The following is an 11,968-nucleotide window of genomic DNA, read 5'->3' as shown; positions in this document are numbered from 1 at the left end:
AGGAACGATTCGGTTCGCCCCGCTCGTCTTCAACAGCGGGATGAACAAGACGATCAGGCGCGCTTCCGTCTTCACTCTGCTGCTCGTGCTCGCCCTGCTGGTCAGGGCGACCTGGGTGCAGTTCTACGAGGGCACGGCGCTCGCGGACGACAAGGACAACCGGCGGAACACGATCGAGCAGTACGCGTATCCGCTCGGGGACATCATCGTGGCCGGTGACGCGGTCACCGGTTCCAAGGAGGTGAAGAGCGGCGACCTCAAGTACCAGCGGACCTACAAGGACGGCGCTCTCTACGCGGGGGTCACGGGCTACAGCTCGCAGGTGTACGGGGCGACGCAGCTGGAGGGCATCTACCAGGACCTGCTCGACGGTACGAGCGACCGCCTGAAGAACCCGTTGGACACGGTCACCGGCAAGCGCGCCAAGCCGGGCGATGTGGTCACCACGATCGATCCGGACGTGCAGAAGGCCGCGTACGACGCACTCGGCGACAAGAAGGGCGCGGCCGTCGCGATCGACCCCACGAACGGCAAGATCCTCGGTGTCGTGTCCACTCCCTCGTACGACCCCTCGGAGATCAGCGGCTCCACGGACTCCGCCGCCTGGGAGAAACTGTCCAAGGACCCCGAGAAGCCGATGACGAACCGCGCGCTGCGCCAGCCGCTGCCACCGGGCTCCACGTTCAAGCTGGTCGTCGCGGCCGCCGCCCTGGAGGACGGGCTGTACTCGTCGGTGGACGAGAAGACGGACAGCCCGAATCCGTACCCCCTGCCGGGCTCGACCCGTGTCCTGGCGAACGAGAACGAGTCGGCGCCCTGCGAGGACGCCACGATCCGCGTGGCGCTGCAGTACTCGTGCAACAACGTCTTCGGGAAGATGGCCGTCGACCTGGGCCAGGACAAGGTCAAGGCGATGGCGGAGAAGTTCGGCTTCAACAACGAGGAGCAGGACGTTCCGGTGCGGGCGTACGAGAGCGTCTACCCGTCGGACATGGACAAGTCGCAGACGGCGCTGTCGGGCATCGGGCAGTTCGACGTCACGGCCACTCCGTTGCAGATGGCCATGGTGTCGGCGACCATCGCGGGCGGCGGCAAGCTGGTCTCGCCGCACATGGTGTCGCAGATCAGCGACGCGAGCGGCGATGTGCTGGAGAACTACGACGACCACACGGACACCAAGGAGATCCTGAGCTCGTCCACGGCCGAGCAGTTGCAGTCCGCGATGCAGACCGTGGTCGAGGACGGCACGGGTACGAACGCGCGGATCTCCGGTGCGACCGTGGGCGGCAAGACCGGTACGGCCCAGCACGGCGAGAACAACAGCCAGACGCCGTACGCCTGGTTCACGTCGTACGCGAAGGACGACTCCACCGGCAAGGAGGTGGCCGTCGCCGTGATCGTCGAGCAGTCGAACGCGGCCCGCTCGGAGGTCAGCGGCAACGGGCTGGCTGCGCCGGTAGCCAAATCGATGATGCGGGCGGCACTCAAGGGCTGAGGGAAGGCCCCGGCCGTGGAGCGTGCCGGGGCCTTCCCTTCTCACACTCCGAGCAGCTGCTCGATCGGGTCGATCGCGAAGTACACCAGGAACATCGCCGACGCGCCCCACAGCAGCCAATGCACGTCCTTCGCCTTGCCCAGCACCGTCTTGAGGAGGACGTAGGCGACGAAGCCGGCGCCGATGCCGTTGGTGATCGAGTACGTGAAGGGCATCACGGCGATCGTCAGGAACGCGGGGATGGCGATCTCGTACTTGTCCCAGTCGATGTGCTTGACCTGGGTCATCATTAGGAAGCCGACCGCGACGAGGGCGGGGGCCGCCGCCTGGAGCGGGACGATGGTCAGCAGCGGGGTCAGGAACAGGGCCAGCCCGAAGAGCCCGCCGGTGACCAGGTTCGCGAAGCCCGTGCGCGCGCCTTCGCCGACGCCCGCCGCCGATTCGATGTACGAGGTCGAGGAGGAGGCCGAGGCCGCGCCGCCGGCGACCGCGGCGGCGCCGTCGATCAGCAGCACACGGCCGAGGTTCGGCACCTTGCCCTCGTCGTCCAGCAGTCCGGCCTCGGCGCTGATGCCGACGACCGTGCCCATGGTGTCGAAGAAGTCCGAGAGGATGAGTGTGAAGATCAACAGGACGACGGTGATGGCGCCGGCCTGACCGAAGGCGCCGAACAGGCTGAAGTCGCCGATGAGTCCGAAGTCGGGGGTGTCGACCAGCTTGTCGGGCCAGGCGGGTGTGGTCAGGCCCCAGCTCTTGATGTCCGCGATCTCGTTGATGACGATCGCGAGGACCGTCATCGTGACGATGCTGATCAGGATCGCGCCCTTGACCCTGCGGGCGAGCAGCCCGATCGTCAGCAGCACGCCGAGACAGAAGACGAGCATCGGCCAGCCGGACAGCGCGCCGGTGGCGCCCAGTTGGACGGGCACGGTGGTGTTCGCGGCGTCGGGGATCCGGGTGACGAACCCCGCGTCGACGAAGCCGATGAACGCGATGAACAGTCCGATGCCGACGCTGATGGCCTGCTTCAGTGGCTGCGGAATCGCGTGCATGACGGCTTCACGCAGGCCCGTCACCACCAGCACGCAGATCAGCAGGCCTTCGAGGACGATCAGGCCCATCGCGTCGTCCCAGCTCATCAGCGGGGCGATCTGGAAGGCGACGACGGCGTTGAGGCCGAGACCGGCGGCCAGCGCGAGCGGCAGATTGCCGCCGACGCCCATGATGACAGTCATCACGGCCGCCACCAGGGCGGTGGCGGTGACGAGTTGGACGCTGTCGAGCTGGTGGCCGAACTTGTCCTTGGCGCTGCCCAGGATGATGGGGTTCAGGACAAGAATGTAGGCCATCGTGAAGAACGTGGCGAAGCCGCCGCGTATCTCCCGGGTGAAGGTGGAGCCGCGTGCGGAGATCTTGAAGAACCGGTCGACGCTGTTCGCCGCGCTGGGGGCGGTGCCTGGCCGGTCGGCCACCTTCTGTGATTCGGGCATGGCGGATAACTCCCTGTTGCCTGCGTGCTGATGTGCGGATGCTGGCTGGATTGTTCCTGCGTTGAACCGGTTTCGGGTTTTCTCCGTGTTACGGAATCGAGTTCGGCCTGCCACACGACGTTCGAAGCCCTGTACGAGCGCCTGGTACTCTCTCCGCTCTCACCCGTCATGGACACGATTTCTTCACGGGTGACACACGGGGCCCGTATACGCACTACGCAGCAACAGCGCAGGCAGTAACTGTACTGCCCGGGAATCACAAGGGGAGAGGTCGCCCGTGGGCACTGTCGTCGACGACGCCGCCTCCGCGGAGTTCCACGACTTCTTCGAGCGGCACTATGCCGAGCTGGCGCGACTGGCCCATCTGTTGACCGGGGAGTCGGACGCCGCCGACGATCTGGCGGCGGACGCGCTGCTCGCGCTGTGGCACCGCTGGGACCGGGTACGCGCGGCGGACCATCCGGTGGCGTACGCGCGAGGGGTGGTCGCCAATCTGGCGCGCAGCCGCATCCGCAGCGCGGTGCGCGAGCGTCGACGCATCACCCTGTTCTGGTCGCAGCGCGACGAGAGCAGCGAGAACCCGGACATCCCGGCTGTCGTCGATGTCCAGGACGCGCTGCGCACCCTGCCGTTCCGCAAGCGGGCGTGTGTGGTGCTCCGGCACGCCTTCGACCTGTCGGAAAAGGACACCGCGCTCGCCCTCGGCGTCTCGGTGGGTACGGTAAAGAGCCAGACGTCGAAGGGAATGGCCGAGTTGCTGCGGTTGCTGGGGGCGGAGAACGCCCCGAGCCACCTGCACGCGGCGGTGCTGCGCACCGGTGGGGCCGGAGGGAGGAACCCATGACCGGGCACCGGGACGTACACGAGGAGCTCAGCGACCGGCTGCGTGCGGCGGCCGGGGCGCACGAGCCCGACCGCGCGCGCATCCTGGCCCGTGTCGAGCGGGGCATGGCCGCACCCGAAGGGGCCCGGCGCCCCTCCCGACAGCCGCAGGTGGTGCTCGGCTGGGCCCGTGTAGTCGGCGCCACGGCCGCGGTCGCGGGCATGCTCGCGGTGGGTGGCTACGCCGCCGCGTCCGCCCTGAAGGACGACGAGCCGGCCCAGCAGAGCGTCGCGGTCACACCGACTCCCGAGCCGTCGCCGGAGCGGTCGAGCCGCGCACCGATCCCGCCGGATCCGACCCCCACCTCACGTCCCGGCAAACCGACCGCGTCCCCGTCCCGCACGGTCAGGCCGCCTGAGCCGGCCGTCACTCCGCCCGCGGACGCCGGTGTCGAGGACGGCCCGCTGTGGTCGGACGGCTCGGTCGACCCGCACAGCAACGACTTCTGGGCGCAGAGCAATGTGACCGTGAAGACCGACAAGCAACTGACCTCGCTCAACGTCGAGTTGCGGATCAAGCAGACCGGCGGGGTCACCTCGACGGGCGCCTGGCGCTCGCTGCCCGAGGACGACTTCGTGCTGACGGTCGGCGAGCGCGACGGCTTCGTCGTCTACACCTGGGTGCTCAAGCCGGACCGTACGGTCCCGGCCGGCGAGTTCGTGTTCGCCGGGCAGTACGACCACGATCGCGGCGGCCGCGACGCCAGGGGCGACCGCTATGCGGCCACCGCCCGGGCCGACGGCCGACAGCTGGGTGTGACCGGCGATTTCGGGAGCCAGGACACCGACGACGGCGACTCGTAGAGACGCGTCAACGAGCGCTTCGCAAAAAAAGTTCCGGGGGGCGGCAACCCCCTCCTGCCGGGTGGCGACCAGGGAGACGCAAGGCTCTCTCCCCACCTCAAGGAAACGGGACATGACTTCAGGATCGGAACAGAGCGCACGCCACCGCCGCACGATCAACCGCAAGCGCGCTGTGCTCAGCGGCCTGGCCGCGTTAACCATGACCGGAGCCGCGGTCTTCGTCGGCACCAGCATGTCGTCGGCGAGCGCCGCCGCCAGCTGGCCGACCCCCAACGGCAGTGAGCCCGTCACCAAGACGATCCCGGTTTCCGGCGTCAAGGACGGCGGGATGAAGCGCTACTACGGCAGCGGAGACCTGGCCGGTGACGGTCAGGAAGAGGGCCAGGACCCGATCTTCAAGCTCGCGGACGGCGCGACGCTGAAGAACGTCGTCATCGGCAAGCCCGGCGCCGACGGCATCCACTGCTCGGGCAGCTGCACGCTGCAGAACGTCTGGTGGGAGGACGTCGGTGAGGACGCCGCCACGTTCAAGGGCGGAAACTCGGCCACCTACACCGTGTCGGGCGGCGGGGCTCGGAAGGCCTCGGACAAGGTCTTCCAGCACAACGGCGGCGGCAAGCTCGTCGTCTCGAAGTTCGCGGCCCAGGACTTCAAGACCCTCTACCGGTCCTGCGGCAACTGCTCGACGCAGTACAAGCGCACCTCGATCTTCAACACCATCGAGGTGACGGCACCCGGTTCACGTCTGGTGGGCATCAACCAGAACTACGGCGACTCGGCGGCTCTGCGGAGCATCACGATCATCGGCGACAGCAGCAAGAAGATCGTGCCGTGCCAGAAGTACATCGGCAACAACACCGGCAAGGAGCCGCAGACCGCCGGCAAGGACGCCGACGGCACGCACTGCAACTACAAGACCTCCGACATCACGTACAAGTAAGCGCGCGCCACAGCACCTGGAGCACCGCACTTGAGCACGCACAAAAAGCACCTGACCCGTCGCCGGTTGCTGGCCGCGTCCGCCGTGGGCGTGGCCGGCTCCGGCGCGGCCGTGGCTGCCGGCACCGGGCTGCTCTCCTCGGCGTCGGCCGCGACCTTCGGTCACACCGACGACGGGGCCAACCACGTGATCGACACGGGCGCCTCCCTCGTCTTCAAGGTCTCCAAGTCGACCGGCGACCTGACGTCGCTGGTCTACAAGGGCAAGGAGTACGAGGGACACGGCGGCAAACACTCGCATGTGGAGTCGGGGCTCGGCGCGTCGACCGTGCGCATCAAGCAGTCCGGGGCGACGATCCTGGTCTCCGTGGTGCACGGCACGCTGAAGCACTACTACGCGGCACGCAAGGGCCAGAACAACGTCTACATGTGGACGAACAAGGCCGACACGTCGTTCACGGCGACCCGTTACATCGCCCGTATCAAGGCCGGGATCTTCCCCAACGAGGGCCCCGACTCCTGGGTGGAGGCGTCCGACAAGGTCATCGAGGCCGGTGACGTCTGGAAGCGGTCGAACGGCCAGACCCGCTCCAAGCACTACTCGGGCGAACGGGGCATCGACTACGACTACATCGGCTACAAGACCGGTTCGGTCGGCCTGTGGATGGTCCGCTCCAACCCCACTCACCCCGCGGGGGTTGACTCCTCAGCCGTGGAGCCGGACGGGATGGCCGACGGGCTCTTGAACGGCTTGGACGGGTACCCGGTGTCGAAATGCATGTAGTCGGGCACCTTGATGTCCTGCCAGACCCATCCCTCCCCCGTGAACGCCCTCCAGACCAGGCCCCCCTTGAGGATCTTGCCCTTTCCCTCGGTGCGCGCGGCGTACTTGGAACTCGGCGACCAGCTCTTGGTACGCAGGTCCTTCCACGGGTTCTCGAGCGGGTTGATGTCGATCGCGCGGCCGTTGGCGTGCGGGGACTCCTTGAACGGGGCGTTGATCTGGTCGGCGCGCCGACAGTTGAACGCGGAGGTGTTGTCGGCGCGCAGGCTCGCGTTCAGGTCTCCGCCGTAGGCCTCCATCGGCTCCATACGGCGGACAGGGAAGCCCCCCTCGAACAGTTGCGTGAAGATGCGGACGACGCTGACCGTCACATCGGCGTTGACCACGAGGACACCGCGGTGCACCTTGCCGTCGAAGCCCACGTAGTTCATCTCCACACGGCGCAGCTGGCCGCGGATGTCGGGACAGCCCTTGCGCCACAGTCCCGCCGCCACCATGCGGGACCACTGGGCGTCCGTGATCTCTTTGACGGCGGCGTCCAGGGACGGTGTGGGCGAAGGGGTGGGGGGCGGGCTGGGAGTCGCGGAGGGCCGCGCCGAGGCCCCGTCGGAGCTGCCGGCACCCGGAGTGGACGGGGCGGCCCCCGACGCCGACGACGACGAGCAGCCGCTGGCCAGAAGCGCCGTCGTGGAGAACAACACAAGGCTGCCGAGGGCGAGCTTCCGGCGCCGCCCGCCCGCGCGGGCTGATGGCGCCATGTCCCTGCTCGAGTGGTGGAGGTGGGCCGCGTCGCGCATGCGCTCCGTCTCCGGTGCGTGGCTGGTCAAGCAAAATCTCCTGGAGTGCTTCCGGGACACCCGTGCCGGGCACGGCCGCGATCCGGTACGGGGATGATCTGATTGGTCGGGGCTGGTCGGCCGAGACCGGTGCCTCAGTGTCGCTCAGACGTCGTGCCCTCGTTCAGCGGGAGGTCGTACGTGAGGAGGACGCGGCCCTCGGGCGTGCGGATCTCTCCCTGATGCCGCCAGCCGAGCCGGTCGTAATACGGCCCCGCCCCGCCCTGGGCGGTGGTGACGAGAGTGACACGCGCGCAGCCCACATCGGTGGCCTCCTTCACGAACCGCGCGATCAACCGAGCCCCTGTGCCACGGCCACGGGCGTGCTCGGCCACGACGACGTAGTCCAGAACAGCGGTGACGCCAGAGGGCCCGGCAGCTGGACTCTGCGGGGCCGCCCGGCTCGGTATCAACTTGCGGCCGTAGCGCACCAGCCGAGTACGTAGGAAGTGCAGCGCGAGGCGGGGCCGCAGACACAGGCTGCCGAGGGCGCGGAACAGCAGCCCGCGCCCGTAGTCGCGCAGCACATGGCGGCGGTGCGCCGCCGGGTCGGTCGCACCGACGAGGAAGCCCACCGGCTGCCCGCCCATCTCTGCGATGTAGGCGCGCGCGTCCGGACAGGTGAGGTAGGTCCGGTTGTACGCGGTCAGGAACTTCGACCCAAGGCGGGCGAAGAAGCCGTCCGGAAAATGCCTCAAGTGCTCGGCCACCACGTATGGGAGGTCGTCAGGACCCATGGACCGTATTCGAAGGCCGCCGTGCGCCGGGGGTCGGATGTCTCTCGTCACCGGGCTCGGAGGCCCGGCCGGGATCTGGCCCGGGGCGAGTCGGGCAGGGCTCGGGTACGCGGCTGAGCGCGTGTCGGCGTCCACGTAGAAGAAATTACTACACTGCGTAGAAACTTAGTAGTTCAGTACCGCCTGGCCCTATCTGACGGCCCGCGGTTCCACCAGGCAGACCGCTACCCGCAGCGCGATCTTCTGCCGGCCCGCGTCGAACGCGAACCAGCCCGCGCTCGTGGCCATCTCACCCGAGGCGCAGTACAGGTGGGTCTGCAGGTTGCTCCCGTAGGTGCAGCGCCGTGCGGGAGCCTCGACGTGATCGATGAAACGGCCTGCGGCATCCACCATCTGCGCGCCGCCATGGCGGTCGTCGATCTTCTGGAGCTTGAGGGCAGCGGCCTGGAAGCGGCCTGCGCCGGATATGCCGATGCGGTAGAAGTCCGTGCCCTTGGCGGCCAGGCCATCGCTGGCAGGTCGGCCGCGTGTGATCGAGATGGCGAACGAGCAGAAGAAACGGCCGTAATGTTGTTGCCAAGGAGCTCGCCCACGAGGTGGTGAAGAACCAGTCCTCCGAGGTCAAACAGATGCAGGGCATTCCCGACCGGCCCTGATCCCGTCGGTCACGCCAATGCCGTTGCGGACCTTCCGCGCAGAGGCCCGGAACGGCCGGCATCCTCCGTCACCGCATGCCATGCCACCCCGTACCGGACAAGGAAGATGAAGAAGATACCGAAGCTGCAGCCAAGAGCCCGCCTCACGCTGCTCATCGTGCTGCTCGTGGGTGCTGCCTGTTCCCTGTTGGTGTGGAACCCGGAGCGGCTACTCTCCCAAGGCTTCACATCCATGGTGCCCGGGATCTGGGCCGGACCGGCCTTCGCCGTGGTATTCGCGCTGGGCACCCTCGCCTTCTTTCCGAAGCCGGTACTCAACGCCGCCGCCGGGGCCATTTTCGGCATTCCCGAGGGGCTGGCGCTGGCTGTGATCGGGACCACTCTCGGCGCGGTGCTCGCCTTCGGGCTCGGCCGCAGCCTCGGCCGGGAAGCGCTTCAGCCACTGTTGAAGAGGAAGCTCCTCGCTGCCCTCGACCGCCGCCTCACCGATCAGGGCTTCGTCAGCGTGCTGCTGCTCCGCATCGTGCCCGGCGTGCCGTTCCAAGGGGTCAATTTCGCCGCTGCCTTCTCCGGAGTGCGCCCGTGGTCCTTCACCGCCGCGACCGCGCTCGGTGTACTGCCTGGCACCGCCGCATACGTGACCGCCGGAGCCACAGCATCATCCCCCACTTCGCCAGCGTTTCTTGTCTCGATCGCTGCCATCGTCACCATGATGGTGCTTACCCTCGCCATCGCGCGGCGGGGGCGACGCAAGCGCACTCCGCCGAAGGCCGTCGAGCCGGTTTGACCAACGGCGGGAACGTACGCCCGAGGGCCGTGTGCCACAGCCAGCCGTCCTCGACGGTGGGACGACGAGATCCGCGAGGCCCAGGAGGGGTTCAACCGGGCGCTGTTCCTCACTACCCTCGCCTCCGAATAACTGCCAGGCATCCCCGAGGCGCACGCCCGCCTGCGGGCCGACCCGCCCGCCCGGGTTGCCGACTGGGAACCCCACCGCGCTCAGCCGCATACCTACCGGCGGGCACCGCAGACCAGCGATCCCGTTGACCAGCAGTCGACGACCACGGTGCACGAGGCCCTGTCGGCCGGCCCCCGTCCAGGGGTGCGCCGCAGGGTCCGGCGCTCGTCATCCGGCGGTCGCTCAGTCGCAGGTGACTTCGTCGCGGGGCACGTAGCGGGTCTTGTAGGTCTCCCGCTCGACTTCTTTGCCGTCGTTCTTGAAGACTCTGTCGACCGCGACGTCGAAGCCTTCGAGCGGGGTCTGCGGCACGCACTTCTCTCCAGATGCTCCCTCGCGGGTTCCCGGCTGCTTCACGTTGGTGCGCGGGCCCTTGACCGCTTCCACAGAGTCGTACTTCTTGGTGCCGAGGAAGGTGACCGTGACGGAGGTGTCCGTGGCCTCGGCGTCGATGTAGAGGGCGTTGCCCGAGTCGTTCCTGAACTTCAGGTCGAGGCTGCCCCAGGCCACGGTCGCCTCACGGCCCTCCGGGTAGCGCTCGATGTAGAACGAGTGCGCCCCGTACTCCACCGGCTTGACTCCGGCGAAGAAGATGGCGTTGAAGACCGTGGTGGCGACCGTGGAGACGCCGCCTCCGGCCGCCTTCTCGAACTGGTTGTTGTTGATGATGATGCCTTCCACGAACCCGTTGGCCTCGGTCCGCTCGCCCACGGTGCCATTCAGGCTCCACGTCTCGCCGGGCAGCACGACCGACCCGTCGATCAGCTCCGCTGCACGGCCGATGTTCGTGACGCGGTAGGGAACGGGTTCGAAGTCGACCGTGAAGCTCGACATCTTCTCCTTGATGCCCAGGCGGCCCACGTTGTCACGGGTCAGCTTGGGCTCTACCTTCGCGGTGGCCACCGCTCCGGTGCGGGCCGCCCCGGTGCGGGTCAGCAGCGGCAGTACGGCCTTCTTGAGCGCCTGGGCCGTGACCTCCTGTCCGGTCTTGCCGTCCGAGGCCACCGCCACCCGCCCGCCGTCCAGGCGCAGCTTCGCGTTGACCGCCTCGTCGGTGGCCAGCGCGAGCGGGCTGGCCAGCGCGGGATCGGCCAGGAGCCCTTTGCTGTCGAGTTCGGGTGTCAGCCGCTTCTTCCCGTCCGGCTTCATGGTGAGGTGCTTGCCGAGCGTCGCCGGACTGATCTCGATCTCCCGGCCGTCCGCGGTGAGTGTGACGGGCGCCGACATCGCGGGGGTGGCGAACTGCTTCATCGCGCGGTTCACTTCCGCTGCGCCGACCTGGGGTTGGATCGTGCGGACCGGCAGCCGGACCGGCTCCTTCCCCTGGCCCGGGACCGACGAGGCCAGGGCCTCGACCGCGCCGTCCACGTCCAGGGACCGCCCGGTGACCGGTCGCGTCGGCACCGGCTCGCCCGCATGGAAGGTGACGTCACCTTCCCGTGCCTTCCGGTCGTACGTCTTCGCCTTCTCGGCCAGTGACGCGCGGGCTTTCGCCTCGTCCGCGCGGATCACCGGTTCGACCTCGCGGTCACCGCTCGTGAACAGGCGGCCGATCACGGTGAACGGGTCGGACCCTGCTTGCGCGGCACGGGCGACGGTCTCCTCACTGTCCAGAGATATGCCGGCCACGTCGACGGTGCCGTCACTGTCGGCGAGGCGTACCTTCACCGGCTCCGACCAAGCCCCGCCCAGGCTGCTGTTCAGTTTCTCCCGTGCCTGCGAGCGACCAAGGCCCCCGATGTCCACACCGCTCACCCTGGTGCCTGCTGGGATGTCGTCACCGGAGGCCAGCAGGCCCACCAGATACAGCCCGCCGAAACCTACAACCGCGGCTCCCGCGATGAGCGCGACCCGGCGGCCTATTCGGCGACGATCGGCCGACGTGCTGTCGGCTGGTGGGTCGAGAAGGGATGAGCGACTCACTGGTTCTCCTCAGTCTGTGACTGTCGCGTGCCGCGGGCAGGGTCCGTACGAGGGCCGCTTGCCGGCTGATGAAAAGGATGAGGTTGGTGGTGATTCCGTCAGCTCCGTCACCGGTCAGGGTCCGGAGCCGCCGCCTGCCGCACCTTCGGGTCGGCGGTTCCTACCAGCAGGGCGGCGGCGCACCGAGGGACAGGCCCGGCCGCCGGTTCCGCCAAGCGGAGACCCTGGCCGCCGGAGCCGGGCCGCGGGCCGCGGGCCGCGGAGCGCCGACGACAGCACTTCCGATCCGGTTCCGCCCTCGCGCCAGCTGCCCCTCCCACACCGGCGGAGAAGTTCGCCGGAGATCCCGAATGTCGATGACCACCTGACACCGGGCTGTGAGGGATCGATCGCGACGGGCTACCCGTGCGCGTCGGCCCGGCCCGGGCTCCTCGGTGGCCGTCCCGCCGGTCCGCCACTATCTG

At 68.3% G+C, this 11,968-nt stretch carries 10 protein-coding genes and 1 pseudogene; 6 read left to right on the top strand and 5 right to left on the bottom strand.

Annotated features, from left to right (window positions below; all coding sequences use genetic code 11):
* Positions 1-40: 40 nt before the first annotated feature.
* A complete protein-coding gene (locus FGD71_RS23215) occupies positions 41-1,495 on the top strand; it encodes a peptidoglycan D,D-transpeptidase FtsI family protein (protein WP_119102432.1) in 1,455 nt (484 codons plus the stop codon).
* A gap of 41 nt (positions 1,496-1,536) precedes the next feature.
* Here the strand turns inward: FGD71_RS23215 and FGD71_RS23210 are convergent, their stop codons facing one another.
* A complete protein-coding gene (locus tag FGD71_RS23210) occupies positions 1,537-2,985 on the bottom strand; it encodes an NCS2 family permease (protein WP_119102431.1) in 1,449 nt (482 codons plus the stop codon).
* A 277-nt stretch (positions 2,986-3,262) separates the two neighbouring features.
* Between FGD71_RS23210 and FGD71_RS23205 the strand changes: the two genes are divergently transcribed.
* The 4 genes and pseudogenes from FGD71_RS23205 to FGD71_RS23190 all read left to right on the top strand — a co-directional run.
* The gene (locus tag FGD71_RS23205) at positions 3,263-3,829 is read left to right on the top strand and encodes a SigE family RNA polymerase sigma factor (RefSeq protein ID WP_119102430.1); all 567 of its coding nucleotides are present in this window, start codon (positions 3,263-3,265) and stop codon (positions 3,827-3,829) included.
* Complete coding sequence (locus tag FGD71_RS23200; RefSeq protein WP_119102429.1) at positions 3,826-4,671, top strand: hypothetical protein; 846 nt, start codon at positions 3,826-3,828, stop codon at positions 4,669-4,671. Before FGD71_RS23205 ends, FGD71_RS23200 begins: the two co-directional genes overlap by 4 nt.
* A gap of 112 nt (positions 4,672-4,783) precedes the next feature.
* Positions 4,784-5,611, top strand: a complete 828-nt coding sequence (locus FGD71_RS23195; RefSeq protein WP_119102428.1) for a pectate lyase — start codon at positions 4,784-4,786, stop codon at positions 5,609-5,611.
* 30 nt (positions 5,612-5,641) lie between these two features.
* A pseudogene (locus tag FGD71_RS23190) lies at positions 5,642-6,307 on the top strand (rhamnogalacturonan lyase B N-terminal domain-containing protein); the annotation flags it as partial.
* Here the strand turns inward: FGD71_RS23190 and FGD71_RS23185 are convergent.
* The 3 genes from FGD71_RS23185 to FGD71_RS23175 all read right to left on the bottom strand — a co-directional run bounded on the left by FGD71_RS23185 (position 6,295) and on the right by FGD71_RS23175 (position 8,360).
* Positions 6,295-7,221 carry a M15 family metallopeptidase gene (locus FGD71_RS23185; protein WP_240436721.1) on the bottom strand — a complete coding sequence of 309 codons (927 nt, stop codon included), beginning with the start codon at positions 7,219-7,221 and terminating at the stop codon, positions 6,295-6,297. The pseudogene FGD71_RS23190 and the gene FGD71_RS23185 sit on opposite strands and share 13 nt — an antisense overlap.
* Before the next feature lie 104 nt (positions 7,222-7,325).
* Entirely contained in the window at positions 7,326-7,967 is a 642-nt protein-coding gene (locus FGD71_RS23180) for a GNAT family N-acetyltransferase (RefSeq protein WP_119102426.1), read from the bottom strand.
* Positions 7,968-8,156: 189 nt separating this feature from the next.
* Positions 8,157-8,360: a hypothetical protein gene (locus FGD71_RS23175; protein WP_119102425.1), complete on the bottom strand. Its 204-nt coding sequence runs from the start codon at positions 8,358-8,360 to the stop codon at positions 8,157-8,159.
* A gap of 369 nt (positions 8,361-8,729) precedes the next feature.
* On the opposite strand from FGD71_RS23175, the gene FGD71_RS23170 reads away from it, so the two are divergent.
* Entirely contained in the window at positions 8,730-9,410 is a 681-nt protein-coding gene (locus tag FGD71_RS23170) for a TVP38/TMEM64 family protein (protein WP_119102424.1), read from the top strand.
* Positions 9,411-9,764: 354 nt separating this feature from the next.
* Here FGD71_RS23170 and FGD71_RS23165 read toward each other — a convergent pair whose 3' ends face one another.
* Positions 9,765-11,504 (bottom strand): VanW family protein, encoded by a 1,740-nt coding sequence (locus tag FGD71_RS23165; protein WP_119102423.1) that lies wholly within the window; start codon positions 11,502-11,504, stop codon positions 9,765-9,767.
* Positions 11,505-11,968 lie beyond the last annotated feature (464 nt).

The sequence above is a fragment of the Streptomyces sporangiiformans genome (genome assembly GCF_005768555.2).
GTDB lineage: Bacteria > Actinomycetota > Actinomycetes > Streptomycetales > Streptomycetaceae > Streptomyces > Streptomyces sporangiiformans.
The sequence above is the reverse complement of the archived record's forward strand: the minus strand, read 5'-3'. Positions and strand labels throughout refer to the sequence as shown.